Annotated in this window: 12 protein-coding genes; 7 read left to right on the forward strand and 5 right to left on the reverse strand. The window is 40.1% G+C overall.

Annotated features, from left to right (window positions below):
* Positions 1–5 precede the first annotated feature (5 nt).
* Positions 6–1,262: an exodeoxyribonuclease VII large subunit gene (xseA, locus tag M472_RS37160; RefSeq protein WP_021071054.1), complete on the reverse strand. Its 1,257-nt coding sequence runs from the start codon at positions 1,260–1,262 to the stop codon at positions 6–8.
* A 328-nt stretch (positions 1,263–1,590) separates the two neighbouring features.
* On the opposite strand from xseA, the gene M472_RS37165 reads away from it, so the two are divergent.
* Both M472_RS37165 and M472_RS37170 read left to right on the forward strand, forming a co-directional pair.
* Positions 1,591–3,330: a serine hydrolase domain-containing protein gene (locus tag M472_RS37165; protein ID WP_031301857.1), complete on the forward strand. Its 1,740-nt coding sequence runs from the start codon at positions 1,591–1,593 to the stop codon at positions 3,328–3,330.
* On the forward strand, positions 3,327–4,481 hold the full coding sequence (locus tag M472_RS37170; protein ID WP_021071056.1) for a dipeptidase: 1,155 nt from the start codon (positions 3,327–3,329) through the stop codon (positions 4,479–4,481). Before M472_RS37165 ends, M472_RS37170 begins: the two co-directional genes overlap by 4 nt.
* Positions 4,482–4,486: 5 nt before the next feature.
* Here M472_RS37170 and M472_RS37175 read toward each other — a convergent pair whose 3' ends face one another.
* Positions 4,487–5,104 carry a hypothetical protein gene (locus tag M472_RS37175; RefSeq protein WP_021071057.1) on the reverse strand — a complete coding sequence of 206 codons (618 nt, stop codon included), beginning with the start codon at positions 5,102–5,104 and terminating at the stop codon, positions 4,487–4,489.
* Positions 5,105–5,118: 14 nt separating this feature from the next.
* Entirely contained in the window at positions 5,119–5,610 is a 492-nt protein-coding gene (locus M472_RS37180; protein WP_021071058.1) for an RNA polymerase sigma factor, read from the reverse strand.
* Between the two features lie 72 nt (positions 5,611–5,682).
* Between M472_RS37180 and radA the strand changes: the two genes are divergently transcribed.
* Positions 5,683–7,071, forward strand: a complete 1,389-nt coding sequence (gene radA / locus M472_RS37185) for a DNA repair protein RadA (protein ID WP_022829392.1) — start codon at positions 5,683–5,685, stop codon at positions 7,069–7,071.
* A 38-nt stretch (positions 7,072–7,109) separates the two neighbouring features.
* Here the strand turns inward: radA and M472_RS37190 are convergent, their stop codons facing one another.
* A complete protein-coding gene (locus tag M472_RS37190) occupies positions 7,110–7,775 on the reverse strand; it encodes a TlpA family protein disulfide reductase (protein WP_021071060.1) in 666 nt (221 codons plus the stop codon).
* Between the two features lie 164 nt (positions 7,776–7,939).
* On the opposite strand from M472_RS37190, the gene nagB reads away from it, so the two are divergent.
* Both nagB and M472_RS37200 read left to right on the forward strand, forming a co-directional pair.
* Positions 7,940–9,862 carry a glucosamine-6-phosphate deaminase gene (gene nagB / locus M472_RS37195; RefSeq protein WP_021071061.1) on the forward strand — a complete coding sequence of 641 codons (1,923 nt, stop codon included), beginning with the start codon at positions 7,940–7,942 and terminating at the stop codon, positions 9,860–9,862.
* 192 nt (positions 9,863–10,054) lie between these two features.
* Positions 10,055–12,532: a TonB-dependent siderophore receptor gene (locus tag M472_RS37200; RefSeq protein WP_021071062.1), complete on the forward strand. Its 2,478-nt coding sequence runs from the start codon at positions 10,055–10,057 to the stop codon at positions 12,530–12,532.
* 59 nt (positions 12,533–12,591) lie between these two features.
* On the opposite strand, the gene M472_RS44610 is transcribed toward M472_RS37200, so the two are convergent.
* Positions 12,592–13,545 (reverse strand): AraC family transcriptional regulator, encoded by a 954-nt coding sequence (locus M472_RS44610; RefSeq protein ID WP_021071063.1) that lies wholly within the window; start codon positions 13,543–13,545, stop codon positions 12,592–12,594.
* Positions 13,546–13,650: 105 nt separating this feature from the next.
* Between M472_RS44610 and M472_RS37210 the strand changes: the two genes are divergently transcribed.
* A complete protein-coding gene (locus tag M472_RS37210; protein WP_021071064.1) occupies positions 13,651–16,704 on the forward strand; it encodes a SusC/RagA family TonB-linked outer membrane protein in 3,054 nt (1,017 codons plus the stop codon).
* 10 nt (positions 16,705–16,714) lie between these two features.
* Complete coding sequence (locus M472_RS37215) at positions 16,715–18,223, forward strand: SusD/RagB family nutrient-binding outer membrane lipoprotein (RefSeq protein ID WP_021071065.1); 1,509 nt, start codon at positions 16,715–16,717, stop codon at positions 18,221–18,223.
* The last annotated feature ends 89 nt before the right edge of the window (positions 18,224–18,312 follow it).

Consider the following 18,312-nt stretch of genomic DNA (forward strand, 5'->3'; position numbering starts at 1 on the left):
TGTCACTAAGATTTTGAAATGATTTTACTTGATAGTATGCCATCGGCATAGCTCGTTTCTATAATATCTCCCGCATTGATTTGTTTTGTCGAAGTAATGGTTTTACCATTAATCCGTGTGATGCTGAATCCTTTTTCTAAAAGAAGTTTGGGGTCGGCCATGTTTATCACACGGGTGATGCCATCGAGCGTATGCCATTGTTCTTTTAACGCCTGTCGGCTGTATAGTTTTAGTTGCTGAGACAACATCTGTACCTGATGCCGTTCCAATGTAAGCTTCTGCTTGCTATTCCACGATAATACTTGTGTGGATTCCGCTAGTTTTTTACGATGTTTAAGAAAGATCTCCTTTGCTAGGAAAATTATGCTCTCTTGTGCTTTGTCTACCGGTATGGAAAAGTTATGAAACTTTTGGATTAAGAAATCAGCTAGTTCGCTGGGGGTAATCGCATTTTTGTAAGCGACCATTTCGCTTACAGTCTCGTTGGTCGAATGACCTATACCCGTCAAAACCGGAATAGGGAAAATTGCGATTGCTTTGGCAAGCATGTAGTTGTTGTAACTCGACAGACCTACTTCGCCTCCGCCTCCCCGGATAATGGCGACCGCATCATACTTCTCTAAATGATCGGCAATAACGGCGAGTTGTTGGATAATGGAAGGAATCGATCTGTCTCCTTGTAACAGCGCAGGATAAAGCGTAGTCTCTATTTTATATCCCCAGGGATTTTGCGCGATTATTTTAAAGAAATCAGATAGACCTTTACTAGTTTCAACTGAAATGATAGCCAATCGTTTGGGCAGTAATGGAAAAGCTAATTTTTTATTGGCATCGAACAGGCCATCTTGCTGTAACTTAGCTATGCTTTCTTTTTTCTCTTTTTCAAGTTCGCCCAGTACGAATGTAGGATCTATGTCTACAATGCGTAAACTCAGCCCGTATAAAGGATCGTAAGAGACTCCTGCTTGAAATAATACGGTTATGCCGTCCCGTAAAGGTTCATCTAATAATTGAATGAATTGGGTATTAATTCGTTCAAAATCTGTTTTCCAGAGTATAGATCTGATTTCTGCTACTATTTTCCCTTCTTTCTTTTCGACAAGTTCAGGGTAACAGTGGCCTGAATGCTTATAGTGGTTGAGTTTGTTCATTTCTGCTTTTATCCAATACAAGCTCCTGTAACGATCTGCAATCGTTCGTTGTATGCTTTTCGTTACCTCTAAAAGCGAAAAAATAGTTTTGTCTTCAACCACTTCAGGCATAAATCAAAGGTAAATAAAAAGTTTGATGTATAGCACAGGCATCAGCAGGGAGACAAGCTTGGAGTTGCTTATTATTAACAAGGAAATTAAAGCGAATTTAAAGCGGAAATAAGACGTACATTATTCGAATGTATCCGAACAAAGTCCGTATGAAGTCCGGTTAAAGTCCGAATAAAGTCCCTGTTAAATGGAAATATAATACCTGGTTGGTGCCCATCTGTATCAAGCTTATTGAAAGCATTTATTCAGTGAAAGAAAGGTGGTTTCTTTATTAATGTTGCGGTTTTATGCGGTTTTTGTATATATTTACTTTAGAAACCTTATTGTCATGAATCAATTATCGATAAAATCTTTTGGACTTGTTCTATTTTTTCTCCTGAATGCAGGAGTAATGAGCGCTCAGTATAAGCAAACAGTAGTGAATAAGACTCAGCTGTTGTTTAATAAAAATCACATGATACCAGTAGGACGATTGGATGAGATAAAGATAGCTGTGGTGACTCCTAATCCCGAAAAATACAAGACATTTATACAGCAGATCGGACGTTATAGTGATATTGTATCGTTTGACTTTTCCAAATTTGACGAGGATACCAAGTATTTTAATACCATCATCGTTGGCGGAATGGAGTCTGATTTAAACCAAGAGATGCTTTATATGCTAAAGCAGTCTCTAGTCAATCGCAAGAATATTATTCTTTGCCGATTTCAAGATGTAGGTAAGAATCTGCCTCAATGGTCCCCGTTGTTGGGAGGACGCATTGCTGAGCTGGGCTATCCGTCTTTTTCCGATGTGGCACAACGCAATATGGCCATGAGTATTTTTGGAGGTCTCGCTATTACGGAGGGAAATATTAGCAATAGAACAGAGCAGACCCGATTGCAGTATACTCAGGGCGAGGGATCAGGACTCAATATAGCTAAGATGGCGCAAAAGATAGATTTGATTGCAAATGAGGCTATTCGAGAAAAGGCTGCACCGGGAATGGTGGTTATGGCGGTAAAAAATGGACAGGTTCTTTTTGAGAAGGCCTATGGTACACATACCTATGAAAAGACAATACCAACCGTTATATCAGATATTTTTGATTTGGCTTCAGTAAGTAAGATTGCAGGCACTACGCCTGTTATCATGCATCTGCAGGAGAAAGGTGTTATTAATCTAGATAGTACGATGGGGCATTACCTATGGCAGGCTAAAGGAAGTAATAAAGCTGATATTACGTTGCGTACGGTTTTATTGCACGAGGCAGGTTTTGCCCCTTATATTCCGTTCTACCGTAGTTTAAAACCAGGAGATATCCAGAAAACATATTCCGATACACATCAAACTAAGTTAGCCGATAACGCCTATTTGATTAATCACTATTACAGAGATGTGATGTGGCCCGAAATGTTGAAATCGTCAGTTAAACCAATTGGAGAGTATGTGTATTCGGATATCAGTATGTATGTCATGAAAGAAGTTGCAGAACATGAAACGGCCATTCCTATGGATGAATACGTACAGCAGATATTATACCGTCCGATAGGAATGAAAACCGCAGGATATAATCCGCGAGAGCATTTTGATAAGCGTCAGATTGTACCAACAGAGCATGACACCTCTTTTAGAAAAGTATTGCTGGAAGGATATGTGCATGACCAAGGGGCTGCAATGGCCGGTGGTGTGGCGGGCCATGCAGGTCTATTTTCGACAGCTAATGACTTGGCTATTTACGGTCAACTTTTGCTCAATAGAGGAGAGTACGGTGGTGTCCGTTATTTTAAGCCAGAAACAGTCGATATGTTCACTTCCAAGCAGTCCAAAACCAGTCGTAGAGGTTTAGGTTTCGATCGAGCAGACCCAAATCCAAAGAATGAATATCCTTCCCGACTGGCCAATATATCTGTTTTTGGACATACAGGGTATACAGGGACTTGTATCTGGATTGATCCGAAAAATCAACTAACTTATATATTTTTATCTAATCGTGTACACCCACAGGTGTCAAACAAACTGTCAGATCTAAGCATACGCGGACGTATGTTAGATGCTATTTATGAAACGATAAACGAAGCAAAATGAGAAAAATGTTCAGTTTCTTATGTCTTTTTGGGATAGTTACGTCCGGATGGGCACAAGACTACGAAGAGGTGCATCGTAAGCTGCTCGTGGTAGATGGGCACAATGATGTTATTATATCCAGTATTTTACGTGGTCGGGATATTGGACAACGGTTAGATAAAGGGCATACCGATATTCCGCGGCTGCTAGAAGGAGGTGTAGATGTGCAGGTATTTGCTGTATGGTCTGACGATCAGAAATGGAAAAAGGGAGCTTTTAAGCATGCAAATGACCAGATTGACGCATTAGAAAGGGTAATTGCGCAAAATTCTGATAAGATAGCATTGGCAAAAAGCTCAGCAGATATTGAAAAAATAAGAAAAGAGGGGAAAATAGTAGCTTTGATCGGAATCGAAGGCGGTAATATGATTGAATCCAGTATTCCTAACTTAGAAAGTCTATACGCTCGGGGAGCCCGTTATATGACCTTGACCTGGAACTACAACCTGCCTTGGGCAACAGCTGCGGCAATTGAAGACGGGAAAGCTCCAGCTGATCAACAAGGACTTTCGGAACACGGGAAAGCTATAATTCGCAGAATGAATGAATTGGGAATGATGGTAGATCTGTCTCACGGAAGCAAGAAACTATTCTATGATGTATTAGAAATCAGTACGAAGCCTATCTTAGTAACGCATAGTAACGCGGCGGCGTTGACACCACATTATAGAAATCTAGATGACAAGCAATTGCTGGCGTTGAAGAAAAATGGAGGCGTGATAGGCGTTAACTTTTATGCAGGTTTTTTGGATACTGACTATGAGTCGCGGGTCGATGAAGCATATAGAAAACATATAGGTGCAGCGGACCGAAATATATCTAGTTGGGAAAAATACGAAAAACTGACTAAAGAGCAGCAATATGAGGTAACCGTGCCGTTATCAAAATTGATTGATCATATCGATTATCTGGTAAAAAAAGTAGGGATAGATCATGTTGCGATAGGATCAGACTATGACGGGATAGAAGCACCTCCAAGAGATTTGGAGGATGTGTCCAAGTTGCCAAATTTAACAAAAGCCTTGTTGGAAAGAGGTTATAACCAAGAGCAGATAGCCAAGATCATGGGACTAAACTTTTTGCGAATACTGGAGCAGCACGAACAGAACTGATTGTATCAGTCCCTGTTTTCTTCGAGATGCATTAGTTCTTCATAGTTTTTGTTGAGTTTCTTTAGCAGAAATCCATACAGAACGCTAAAATACAGCTTGAACAACCAGATAAATAGGACACCAAAGATGGTGAAGAGAACAGCTCCCAATAGTAATACGAAGAGCATTTCTCCCGAGCTGCTGCGGTGTACGTATTCTCTGACGAAGAACTGTAAAAATTGTATACCGAAAGCAACATAAGCGGCTATAAGGTTAAAACGGATATATCTATGAGCATTGGTACGTACAGCAAATATGCTCTCCATTAGTTTTCGTGTGCTGCTCGTATTTTTGATATTGACCAGTAAGGTGTAGAATTGATAAATAAAATAAAATATAAAGGCATAAAACACAACATTGTAAATTACATCTGTAATTTGGAACAAGAAGAGGTCTTCTTGTTCTGTAGGAATAAAGATAGAGATACCCATCCATATCATAAATTCAGCACAACAGATCGTGAATATCCATTTCACAATCGATGAGGAGCTTTTATGTAACATTGTCTGAAGCTCTTTTTTTTCTAGTTTTGGAAAACTTTTGTCTTCCTTCCAGTGCTGTTTTAATAAATCTAGTCTATCCATTAATAACCTCCATGCTAGTTTATCATACTTTTCAGTTTTGTTTTAATGCGATTCATTTTTACACGTGCATTGACTTCGCTTATACCTAGCGTTTCCGATATTTCGGCGTAGTCCTTGTCTTCTAGGTACATATATACCAATGCTTTTTCAATGTCATTCAGTTTTCGTACAGCAGTATATAGTATTTTTAATTGTTCTTCCTGCTCAGTGTCATACTCTTCATAGCGGATGTTCTGTAAAGAGTTGTCCCAGTCTACGGTGGTGATCTTTCGTTTTTTGCCTCGATATAGGGAGATGGCGGTGTTCAAAGCTACACGATAGGCCCAAGTGGTGAATTTGGAGTCGCCTTTAAATGATGGATACGATCTCCAAAGCTGAATGACCATCTCTTGGAAAAGATCCTTGTGGGTATCCAGATCGGAAGCATATAGCTTACAGATCTTGTGGAGAATATTCTGGTGCTGTTCCAGAAGACCTACAAATTCTATTTCCTTGTTTTTGTTCATTCGCTTGGGTAATAGGTCGAAATTAAGAAGATATTGTTACATGTAATCTAAGGTTTTTGTTAAATTAGCCCAATGGCTAAGTCAAAATCAGCATATTTCTGTCAATCTTGTGGGTATGAGTCTCCCAAATGGTTAGGACAATGTCCGTCTTGCAAACAGTGGAACTCTTTCGTGGAAGAAGTAGTTACCCCTACTTCATCGAGAGTGCCCGAATGGCGCAGTACTGCACCAAGTACAGCCGCTACCAAACGGACGAATAAAGCAGCGATTATCCATGAGATCGTGTATTCTGAAGAACAGCGGATATTGACTCCGGACAAGGAATTTAACCGGGTGCTTGGAGGGGGAATTGTGCCTGGATCAATGGTACTGATCGGTGGAGAGCCAGGAATTGGTAAATCGACCTTGATGTTGCAGCTGGCACTGTCCTTACCTGCAGTAAAAACGCTTTATATCTCGGGGGAAGAGAGCGAACAACAGATCAAGATGCGTGCAGAGCGCTTATCTCAATCATCGAAAGCAAACTGCTATATCCTTACTGAAAGCAGTACGCAGCATATATTTAAACAGATTGAAGTCGTAAAGCCGAATGTCGTAGTTATTGATTCGATTCAGACTTTGCATTCTTCGCAGATCGAGTCTGCTCCAGGTTCGGTTTCACAGGTGCGTGAATGCACGGCAGAGTTATTGCGGTTTGCCAAAGAAACAAATACTCCGGTATTAATTGTTGGGCATATTACAAAAGATGGTTCTATCGCGGGACCCAAGGTGCTGGAGCATATGGTAGATACCGTGTTGCAGTTTGAAGGAGATAGAAATCATGTATATCGGATATTGCGATCGGTCAAAAATAGATTTGGATCTTCGTCCGAATTGGGTATTTATGAGATGCAGGGGGCTGGACTTCGAGAGGTGTCTAATCCTTCTGAGATTATGTTGTCTCAGCGGGAGAGTCCGGTTAGTGGGGTTGCGGTTGCAGCGATGTTGGAAGGTGTTCGTCCTTTGATGATTGAGGTGCAGGCCTTGGTGAGCAACTCGGCCTTTGGTACGCCACAGCGCACAGCTACGGGCTTTGACACCAAACGATTGAGCATGTTACTGGCGGTGTTGGAAAAACGGTTTGGCTTTCGCCTGAGTGCTCAGGATGTGTTTTTAAATATTGCTGGTGGACTTCGGGTAGAGGATCCGGCGATTGATCTAGCGGTGATAGCAGCACTGATCTCGTCACAGCAGGATATTCCGCTGCCTTCTCAGGTTACTTTTGCAGGGGAGGTTGGTTTATCCGGAGAGATCCGTGCCGTTAATCGTATTGAACAACGTATTGCAGAAGCGGAGAAGCTTGGCTTTGACGGAATATTTATTTCTAAGTATAATGTGAAAGGTTTGGATGCTAAAAAATATAATATCGCGATTAGGCCTATGGCTACCTTAGAAAATCTTTTTAATGCTCTTTTCGGATAAAGAAAAAGGGGGCTGCGATAAAAAATTAAGGGAGGTATTTATAATATCTCCCTTAATTTTTTCTTTAGATCTTCGCCGTGTAAATTGCGGCCAATGATAATTCCATTGGGATCTACCAAGACATTCTGTGGAATTGCCTTGATACCGTAAGGAATAGAAGCACCGTTATTCCAATTTTGCAAATCGGAGATGTGCTTCCAAGTCAGGTTGTCATCAGCGATTGCTTTTTTCCATGCGTCAAATTCTCTGTCAAAAGAAACTCCCAGTATCTCGAAGTTACGGTCCTTAAATTCTGCGTAAGTAGCCACTAAGTTTGGATTTTCTGCACGACAAGGAGGGCACCAGGATGCCCAAAAATCTACTAAGACGTATTTCCCTTTCAGGTTCTGTAATCCATAAGGATTGCCTTCCAGATCAAATTGTGTAATTCCTGGAGCTTTTTTGCCAATGGCCACATTGGAAAGATTTTTTAAATAACGTTGGAATAATTTGCCTTCATTGGTCTTTTTTACACTTTTATCCAGTGTTTTGAACAACTCCGCCATTTCTTTGTAATCAGGGTCATAGCCTCCAACACGTTGGATGAGGCGGATTGTCTCTGTTTGCGAAGGGTTGGCTTTGATCTCTTTTATCAAATCGTCTTTAGATTGAGCCGTTAATAGGAACGGAATTATAGTCAAGAATAAAGCAAGTAGTCTGTTCATGTTATAGCTATTTTATTCAAACTTAGATAAAAAGAGCAAATAAATGGATAGGGTATATGTTAAAATGATTTTAAAATTATTTTTTAATTGCACTTTTATTTACGAAAAGCTCATATTATTGTTAAATTTGCTATTCACGATTTATCATATTTATTACCTCATAAATGGCAAGATTAAATTTATTAGAGGAAACACGCTTTGAAAAAGTACCTGTAACGGTATATCCAAGTCAAAGCGATGCTTCTATTCATGTTGCAAATCGTATCGCTTCATTGATTAAAGAAAAGCAAGCAAACGGCGAGAAAGCTGTACTAGGTCTAGCAACAGGAGCAACACCTGTTCAAGTTTATAAAGAACTTGTTCGTCAGCACAAAGAAGAAGGCTTGAGCTTTAAGAATGTAGTAACCTTCAATTTGGATGAATATTTCCCGATGCAGCCTACTGCAGATCAGAGTTATGTCACCTTCATGAAGAAGAATCTCTTCGATCTGATTGATATTCCAGCAGAAAACATCAATATTCCTGATGGAACGATAGATATTAGTCAGGTACAGGCCTATTGTGAAGCATATGAGCAGAAAATTTCTGAACTCGGAGGTTTGGATATCCAATTGTTGGGTATCGGACGTACAGGTCATATTGGATTTAATGAGCCTGGCTCTGCGCCAAATTCAGGTACACGTTTGGTTACCTTGGATGATTTGACTCGTCGGGATGCATCTCGTGGATTTGGTGGTAAAGAATATGTGCCTACAAAAGCGATTACTATGGGCGTAGGAACAATCTTCAAAGCAAAAGAGATTGTCCTAATGGCGTGGAATGAGAATAAGGCGGAGATCGTTAAGAAAGCTGTTGAAGGAGAAATGTCTCCGGAGATTCCTGCGACTTATTTACAGTTGTCTAATAATGTCGAGTTTATATTGGATGAAGGTGCGGCGTCATTGCTAACCCGATTCGATACGCCATGGTTGGCACACGATGTTGTATGGACCGAGTTTTTGACTAAAAAGGCAGTGGTCTGGTTGTCTTTAAAATTGAACAAAGCAATTTTAAAGCTGACTGATGAAGACTATAACAATAATGGTATGGCAGAGCTTGTCACTGAACAAGGTCCGGCATATAATATTAATATAAAAATCTTTAACGAGTTACAGCGGACAATAACTGGATGGCCAGGGGGAAAGCCTAATGTGGATGATACAAACCGTCCAGAGCGAGCTGAGCCTGCTCATAAGAATGCGATCCTTTTCTCGCCACACCCGGATGATGACGTGATCTCCATGGGAGGAACTTTCATCCGCCTAGCGGACCAAGGGCATAATGTACACGTAGCTTATCAAACATCTGGAAATACTGCCGTTTGGGACGATGATGTGCTGCGTTATTTGGAGTTTGTTCAGGACTTTGCTGTCGCTATCGAAGATGACAAAGGAATTACAAGTAAGATTTATACAGAAGCAAGAGAGTTTTTCAAAACGAAGAAGCCGAATCAGGTCGATCCTGAAATAATCCGTACGGTAAAGGGGCTGATTCGTAAGGGTGAGGCTATTGCTGGGGCTCGTTTTGTGGGATTACCAGACGAGAATATCCACTTCCAAAACCTACCGTTTTATGATAGAACGAAGTTCTCAAAAGATGTCTCTTTTGAGGATGATATTCAACAAACGATGGAATTGCTTCGTCAAGTAAAACCTCAGCAGGTTTTTGCCGCTGGAGATTTTGCCGATCCACATGGAACACATAAGGTTTGTTTCGACATTATTTTAGAGGCTTTATTGCGTCTACGTAAAACAGACGAATGGACAAAAGACTGTTGGTTGTGGTTGTACCGTGGTGCATGGCATGAATATCCAATACATGAAATCGAGATGGCTGTTCCGTTATCACCTCAAGAGGTAAAACGTAAGCGTTTAGCAATCTTTAAACACCAGTCGCAGAAAGACGTGCCTGTGTTCCCAGGAGATGATCCGCGTGAATTCTGGGTACGTGCTGAAGACCGTACGAGCGATACTGCAGCTTTATATCATAAGTTGGGGCTTGCAGACTACGAGGCTATAGAGGCATTCGTACGTTGGAAGTTTGATTAATTAGTAATACATTAAATAGTAAGAGCCGGTGTGTGTAAACATGCCGGCTTTTTTGTTTATATGGTTGAGATTAAACGATGAAAATGACTAAAATTTCGGATTGTTAATCTTTTTGTCGGATTTTTTATTTTATGACCGGGAGGGTAGCTCTATTTTTGCTTCAATTTAGAATTAGTATAAATTAAATCAAATATGAGAGCTAAGCTGTTTTTTGCATTAATGGGGACACTGGGAGCCTGTTCTTTAGCAAATGCACAAACAACCGTCAAAGGACGGGTTATCGATGAAAAGAGCAAACCTGTTGCCGAAATATCGGTTAGTGCTGGTCAACAATCAGTAAAGACGGATGCGAATGGTTTTTTCAGTATTTATATCGGTCGCTCCGGTAAATTTACGTTACATCTATCGGGGATAGGTTTCGGAAAGAAAGAAGTTGTATTGACACAAGAAGGAGCTGAGACGAAATTGGAGGATATTATCCTTAGACATAACGAGTACAATATTGAAGATGTAGAAGTGTTTGGCGAGCGTGGGAGACAACCAAAGGGATTAGAAACGATCACCCGTATGCCATTAAAACCATCAGATCAGATACAGAGTATATCGGTGATATCGCATAAGGTTATTGAAGACCAAGGTGCATTGACATTGACGGATGCGGTACGTAATATTCCCGGTGTGACTTTGTTTGGAAGCTATGGCGGGGTAAAGGAATCCATGTCGACTCGTGGTTTTCGTGGTGTACCTGTTTTAAAAAACGGAGTACGTATGGACTCGCAGTTTCAGACTGCTTCTGGTGTGGTCGATATGCAAGGTGTTGAATCTATACAGATGATAAAAGGTTCGGCAGCGATTACCCAAGGTGTGATTACAGATATTGGTAACGCAGGTGGTGTTATCAATGTGGTGACAAAGACACCTAATTTTATCAATGCCGGAGCGGTAGGTGCACGTGTTGGTAGCTGGGGACAGTTTAGACCGACTTTTGATATGCAAACAGTGTTGGATAAAAAAGAAACATTAGCGGTACGTTTTAACGGCGCATACGAGCGTTCGGATAGCTATAGAGTGGGCGTATCAGCAAATAGTGTTTATTTCAATCCTTCTTTGACATGGCGTGCATCTGATAATACGACAGTTACCCTAGAGGGAGATTATCTGAATTCTAACAAAACACCGGTTACTTCTGCAGTGAACTTAGATAAGTCTCCTGGTGTTAATGCCTTATACGTACTGCCTAACAATCGCATGGCTGGTTTTGCCACAGATAATAATAATACGGTGATGAGCAGCTTTATGGCTTCCATCAACCATCGATTGAATGACAATTGGCGTCTACGTGGTGCTTATGCGTTTTCGTCCTACCAGGTGGACAATCAGTCTACTGGGTTGAGTTTGCTTAAAGATAATAACCCTGACTTTAATCTATTTAGCCGATCCATGTCTAGAAGCTTGCGCGATGATAAAAATAAGACTTTCCAATTTGATTTGATTGGTGAAGAATTGTATACAGGACGTATTAAGCACACTGTGCAGGGAGGCTTTGATTACCGTATAGTTGATGCTAATACAACGACATTGACTGGAACCTTGAAGCCGTTGGGTAAAAATGTTGAATTAGCGAATACGTCTGTAATAGATGTCATCGATATTAAAGGGGATTGGACGAATTCATTGGATGAGGTTCAGTACTTAGATAAAGATGGACAAGCCCAAGTAGGTAAGAGCATCAGTTTTGTAAAAGGGATCCCTAATGATGCCGATTATACTACTTTTGGTATTTTAGCGCAGGATGTTATTGAGTTCAATGAGTACCTTAAAGTGGCTTTGGGTTTGCGTTATTCGGAGATTAATACGATCTCTGCCACAAGTAATACATCACAACGACGTTCCGCATGGAACCCGAGCGTCGGTTTTATCGCTACGCCTATACAGCATCTCAACGTCTTTGGGTCTTATACAAATTCAACAAGTTTGAGGAGTGCGGCTAATAAGATGATCGGTGGAGGCGAAATAGGGCCATCTACAACAGAACAGTTTGAAGCGGGTATTAAATCGGATTGGTTGGATGAAAAATTACGTTTCAATTTGACGTATTTCCATATTTATACGTCTAATCTGTCTAATCAAGAATATGAACCAAACAGCAATAATCCGACAGGAAATTATTTTAAAGCCGGAGATTTGTTACGTGATGGTATAGAGGCCGAGTTGAATGGCCGTATTCTAGACAATTTGACAGTAATGTTGGGTTATGCTTATCTGGATGCGCGATATAAGAATTCTCCATCTTATGTGGAGGGATCAGCGCCGATGAATGCGCCAGATCATACTGCTAATGGTTGGGTACAGTATGTTGTTAATCAAGGAGCGTTGAAAAACCTAAGTTTGAGTGCTGGCGTGTATTATGTAGGTAAGAGACCTGTTAATGAACACAGCATTACTTTTGATGGTCACAGTTCTGTGTTTGGTCCGGATATCAAGCCTTTTGATATGCCTGCTTACACTACAGTGAATGCACAGGTAGGTTATAAATTCCAGAAGTGGGAAGCGCGTGTGTTCTTAAATAACTTAACGGATGAAATAGGTTTGAACTCCTATTTCCGCGGAGGGTTCATTAATCAGATCGACCCGAGAAATGCGGCATTCTCGTTGAACTATAGATTCTAGGAGTAACAACTAGATATTTATAAAAGGGCCTTCATTCTAGAATGAAGGCCCTTTTAGTATTATAAAATATGGATAAGGCTTTCAAACTCGGAGAGCATTTGTGCCCCCTCGTTGGCTACTAAAAAAGTGTATCTAAGAGAATTTGGTATAAACCCAAAATATTTTTTGAAGGCCGAAGTGAAATGCGTGGAATGCTTGTAGCCTGTCATCTGTGCTACATCTGATATCCTGTAGTCTCCAGTAAGAATCAGTTCTTTGGCATGTTCCATTTTCTTTTCCGTGATGTAATTCATCACTGTTTTTCCAAAATACTGTTTGAAGTGTTTTTTGAGATATTGCTCGTTGGTACCTACATACTTTGCCAATTCGGGGATAGTATAGTTTTTTGATAAATCTCGATGGATCAGGTTTTTTGCTAGCACTATCTTGTCATAGTGGTTTTTATTCGGGATGATCTCGTGCTTTTCGTTCTCAGCATAGAGGCCTTCGATTTGATGTACAACAATTTCGATTAATAGGGCCTGTATCCGCAAGCGGTTTAAATAGTTGTCATGGCGTATGTAAGCCATAAGCTGATTGATAAGTAATCGGGTCCTGTTATCACTATTGGTTAACAGTCCATTACTAAAACGGAGGGTATCTTCTGCAAATTTTCTTCTAAAGTCATCCAATAGCTCATTAGAGATAAATAAGGCGATAGCAAGGTGATCCTCGTAGATGTTTTTCCATTCCAGTGTCTCCCCTTTTTGAATGGGGTGGATAATATTTTCTCCTCCTCGAATTATATAGGACTGTTTCTGCAGAAAATAAGGACAGATGCAACTGTTTTCGTACGCAGGGAATAAGATGTTTAGAAACCCATCTAATGGACTGCTCAGCTCTTGGTTATTGGTGCCATGCAACAGCGCGTAATGAATATCTAGAGAAGTAGAGGTCAACGGACATGCTACAGTGGATTCAGACTGAAATTCTGAGATTTCTGAATTTGAAGCTTTTTTTCCTGATTCCGTCATCTTGTTGTTTAGAATACATCTAGATTTGCGACACAAACCTTTATTTAGACTTGTTCTAAGTCAAAGATAGGGAAATTTACAAGTATTAACTAAAAAAGGTCAAGAATGATAAAAAAATACTTTTCTATTTTATTGCTTATTTTCATAGCAAGCTACTCCAGGGGTGTATTTGGACAGGTACATTTAACTGTAGAAGGACATGTTTTGGAGGAATTTGAGCGAACACCGATAAAAGGTGTATCTATTTCTGTTAAGGAAAATGACAGATCAGGTAGCGTCATCACTGGATCTCAAGGTTCTTTTCGGATTCGTGCACACGAAGGACAGACATTAGTGGTATCTCACATAGGCTATTTGACGCAGGAGATACGACTTGGTGGTGGACAGACTAAGATCGAGATTGTGTTGGTCAAAGATTTCAAATTGCTATCTGAGGTAATTGTTACTGGAGCGCTCGGAATAAAACGCCAATCTAGGGAATTGGGAACATCGGCGCAGTCTGTGAGCAATGAAGAGCTCAACCTAGGAAAAGTCGTGAACCCACTTTTGGCATTATCTAGCAAAGTTGCAGGCCTAAGAATTAATGCAACAGACTTAACTACCGGAAAGACTGATCCGGGTATTCAAATCCGATTAAGAGGTACACGTTCATTGAATCGAGATAAGAATGATCCTTTGTATGTTGTGGATGGAGTGCCTCTGCCGGATATTACTCGTATCAATCCCAACGATATACAAGATATCACCGTGCTGAAAGGCGCCAATGCGGCCGCATTATATGGATCTGAAGGGGTAAATGGAGCAATCATGATTACCACGAAATCCGGGAAGGCTCAAACAGGACAGATTAATTTTAGTAATAGTACGACATTTTCAAATGTATTTCTATTGCCACCTGCGCAAACTACTTTTGGACAAGGACAAAATGGCGTTTATAGTCCTGTGACAAGTGAATCGTGGGGAGATAAGTTCAACGGAGAGGTAAGAGATTTCGGGTTGCCTATTAATGGTGTGCAACCAAATAAGGTGTATGCCGCGCCAAGTAAAGATAATCGCCTAGCCTTTTTTGATACTGGAATTACAACGCAGAATGATTTATCTTTCTCGGGAGGTGATGAGAAAGGCACCTATTTTATGTCTCTTCAAGATGTACGTCTTAAAGGAGTGATTCCTGGAGACAAGTCGAGCCGTACTGGTGCCAGATTCAACGGTTCTCGTCGTTTTAATAAATTGAATACGTCGTTTAATCTGAATTATGTATTCTTCAAAAATAATACGACAGGTGATGGTCCATGGTTGTCGGTCTATACACAACCTGCCAATATAGATTATAAAGAAGCTCGTAATTGGGAGGATCCTAAGTCGCTAAATCATCCTTTGAACTGGTATAATCCTGTTGCGAGTACTCGCAATCCTATCTTTATGGCGGACAATAATAGAAATACGTTTGATCAGCACACACTCAATTCAAAGCTGGAATTTAACTATGAATTTACAGATTGGTTTGACGCGACTTACCGTACAGGTTTGTATTTTCAATCAGAGCCTGGTCGGGTGACTAATCGTAAGTTGGTGTCCAATGTCGCAACTAGAAATATAAATGGTTCGGTAAACGATACACATCGCGGATTTACAAGATTTAATAATGATTTGATTTTGAACTTCCACAAGGACTTTGGTGATTTTTCTACCAGGTTGTTGCTGGGACAAAATGTTCGTATGGATAATACGAAACAGATTAACGTCAGTGCGGCAAACTTATTATTTGAAGATATTTTCAATCAAGGATCAAGAACAGGGGAGCTTACAGGAGGATCTACCTTGACAAAATACAGGTCTCTTGCTACCTATGGCGAGTTTACTGCTGGGTATAGAAATTATTTGTTTTTGACATTGACAGGAAGAAACGATCAGGTATCTGTTTTAGATCCCAACAACAATAGTTACTTTTCTCCTGGTATAAGCACGTCATTCGTGTTTACAGATGCTATTGATGCCTTTCGTGATAATCAAATATTGAACTACGGTCGTATCTACAGTTCTTATAATAAAACGGGAAATGTAACCTTAGACCCCTATAGGTTGAACTTGGCTTATAGTCAAACTGCGGGTTTCCCATTTGGAAGTTTAGTGGGGTTCACGCCTTCATTGTCAGAACCGAATCTATTGATCAAACCCGAATTTGTAAAATCCTTTGAAGTTGGTACGCAATTGGGCTTTTTCAATGACAAGTTACGTACTGATATTGCGTATGCATATTCAGATTCAGATGGACAGATCTTTAATGCTGGCATTTCAAGTGCCACCGGATTTAATTCTACGATTGTAAATGCTGGACGGATTATCAACAAAACCATCGAGGTGATGATCAACGGTACAGCTATTCGTAAGGGAGACATTACATTGGATTTTGGGGTTAACTTCAGTTATACAGATACTAAAGCCAAAGATCTGTATGCAGGCGATGAGTTTAATATTTTTAGACAAGCTTATGCTATTAAAGATCATCAGTATCCAACACTTCGTATGACAGATTTTAAAAGAGAGGGAGGGAAAATCGTCCTAGATAAAGACGGTAATGTTATTCCTTCTGAGGATGAAAAAGTATTAGGTACTATGGTTCCCCCTTATCTGTTGGGCTTTAATTCGAGGTTCAGTTATAAATCTTTCACTTTAGGTTTTCAATTAGATTCCCGATTGGGAAGTTGGATGTACTCCGAAGTGATTCCAAGGATGTATAAGGCTGGGACACACCCCGAGACGGTAAAATACGATAGAAAGCCATTCATTATGCCTAATTCAATGGTTCGCCTGGCTGACGGATCTATCGTTGAAAATACAGAAGTATATTCTAAAGGAGATAGAGCATGGTGGGATGCTTATGGTGCTATTCAAACGGTTACAGCCGCAAAAGGAGATTACCTCAAATTGAGGGAGCTTTATATTGGCTATGATGTACCAGGGAAATGGCTTGCAGGGCAAAAAATGATTAAAAAGGCGAGTCTGGGATTCGTTGGAAACAACTTGTTTATTATTAGACATTCTTCCAATACGATCGGAGATCCAGAGGCTTTATACAATCAGACGGATGGATATAACAGTTTTAGACAGATCCCATCTACGCGCTCAATGGGCTTTAACGTGAATTTGACTTTTTAAGAATATAAACATGAGATACAATATAATTAGAATCGGAATTATAGCTTTTGCTTCCATAACATTTGTGGCATGTAGTGATTTTTTGGATGTCAATGATAATCCGAACTCTCCGATAAAAGAGAATTTAAGTTTAAGTGCCAAACTTCCGGCGGCGTTGGTGACGTCAGCAGCATATGAGTCTACTCAGTTAAATCAAGTGGGTGGTTTCTGGGGTGGCTATTGGGGTACATCTAATGAAGGTGTGAGCTCTTTCATGTCTCTGAAAAATTATAATGGACCAGCTATAAGAGATACTCGCGACGGAATAGCAGTTTGGGAATCCAGTTATATCAATCTGTTGTATTATAAGGAGGTGCTGGATCAGGCCACTGCTGAACAGGCATTGTTCTATTCTGGGATTGCTAAAATAATGATGGCACACCATTTCTTTACGCTGGTTGATTTTTATAATAATGTGCCTTATGAAGAAGCGTTAAAGGGATCTTCTATCTTACATCCTACTTATGAATCAGGTAAAGATGTGTATCGAAAATCAATGGACTTAATTACAGAAGGTATTGCAGAGATAAAGGTTGCTTCTTTGAAGCCATCTAATGACGATGTGATGTTCAAGGGAAGCGAAGTCAAGTGGGTTAAGTTTGGAAATACACTGAAGCTACGGGCTTTGTTACGCCAGTCTGAAGTTAAGGATCAGGCAACTTATATCAGGCAGGAGATTACTAAGATTGTTCAAGAGGGATCAGGATTTTTAGAAGAAGATGCAGCTGTCAATCCGGGATTCTTGAATACGGCGGCTAAAATGAGCCCATTTTACGAAACGTACTATCGTAACAATTCGGGAGTAGCTGTAGCTAATTATGCAAATATTCGTCCAAGTCAGTACCTGGTTAACAAGTATAAGGAATATAATGATCCTAGGCTCGCGCAAAATTATGTAAGTGCAAAAGGGGAATATAAGGGAGTTATTTTTGGAAGCAATGCTATAGCAGATGAATTTGCCGCAGGCAACACGTCCGCTTTCAAAGGACCTAACGAGAATGGAAACAAACCAGGGGGAGTAGTGAAATCATTCAGTCAATCTGCAGTATTATTATCATTGGCTGAAGCAAATTTCTTACAGGCTGAAGCAGCAGAGAGAGGGTGGATCGCGGGGGAAGCTGGTCGTCTATACCAAAATGGGATACAGGCATCTTTCAATTACCTATTTAATGCGGTTTACAATATTGAAGATTATATGAATCAGACGAATGTCAGATACGGTGATGCAACCAATAAGATTGAAAGAATCATCACCCAAAAATGGTTAGCTCTAAATAGTGTTAATAACATTCAAGCTTGGGCGGATTTTAGAAGATTAGGTTATCCTAATTTCCCTAACTCCGTTTCTTCTCCAACTCCAGGAGCTTATCCGCTGCGATTTATGTATCCCGAAACTGAAATAAATACCAATAATGTAAATGTTAGTAAGCAGGGTGATAATGGTATATTAACAGCGCGCATTTGGTGGGACGTTAATTAAAATATTAAAGATTGCTATTTAAATACATTAATCTCATTTGATTTGACTAGCCATTAATAATAACCATTGACTTAGTTACAAATAATATT

It is taken from the genome of Sphingobacterium paucimobilis HER1398, assembly GCF_000416985.1.
GTDB classification, from domain to species: domain Bacteria; phylum Bacteroidota; class Bacteroidia; order Sphingobacteriales; family Sphingobacteriaceae; genus Sphingobacterium; species Sphingobacterium paucimobilis.

What these genes read in the sequence shown, in the direction of transcription:
- M472_RS37165 (WP_031301857.1), top strand. Translation starts at nt 1,591, where the DNA reads ATGAATCAATTATCGATAAAATCTTTTGGACTTGTTCTATTTTTTCTC.
- M472_RS44610 (WP_021071063.1), bottom strand. Translation starts at nt 13,545, where the DNA reads ATGACGGAATCAGGAAAAAAAGCTTCAAATTCAGAAATCTCAGAATTT.
- M472_RS37200 (WP_021071062.1), top strand. Translation starts at nt 10,055, where the DNA reads ATGAGAGCTAAGCTGTTTTTTGCATTAATGGGGACACTGGGAGCCTGT.
- M472_RS37190 (WP_021071060.1), bottom strand. Translation starts at nt 7,775, where the DNA reads ATGAACAGACTACTTGCTTTATTCTTGACTATAATTCCGTTCCTATTA.
- nagB (WP_021071061.1), top strand. Translation starts at nt 7,940, where the DNA reads ATGGCAAGATTAAATTTATTAGAGGAAACACGCTTTGAAAAAGTACCT.
- M472_RS37210 (WP_021071064.1), top strand. Translation starts at nt 13,651, where the DNA reads ATGATAAAAAAATACTTTTCTATTTTATTGCTTATTTTCATAGCAAGC.
- M472_RS37180 (WP_021071058.1), bottom strand. Translation starts at nt 5,610, where the DNA reads ATGAACAAAAACAAGGAAATAGAATTTGTAGGTCTTCTGGAACAGCAC.
- M472_RS37170 (WP_021071056.1), top strand. Translation starts at nt 3,327, where the DNA reads ATGAGAAAAATGTTCAGTTTCTTATGTCTTTTTGGGATAGTTACGTCC.
- M472_RS37175 (WP_021071057.1), bottom strand. Translation starts at nt 5,104, where the DNA reads ATGGATAGACTAGATTTATTAAAACAGCACTGGAAGGAAGACAAAAGT.
- xseA (WP_021071054.1), bottom strand. Translation starts at nt 1,262, where the DNA reads ATGCCTGAAGTGGTTGAAGACAAAACTATTTTTTCGCTTTTAGAGGTA.
- M472_RS37215 (WP_021071065.1), top strand. Translation starts at nt 16,715, where the DNA reads ATGAGATACAATATAATTAGAATCGGAATTATAGCTTTTGCTTCCATA.
- radA (WP_022829392.1), top strand. Translation starts at nt 5,683, where the DNA reads ATGGCTAAGTCAAAATCAGCATATTTCTGTCAATCTTGTGGGTATGAG.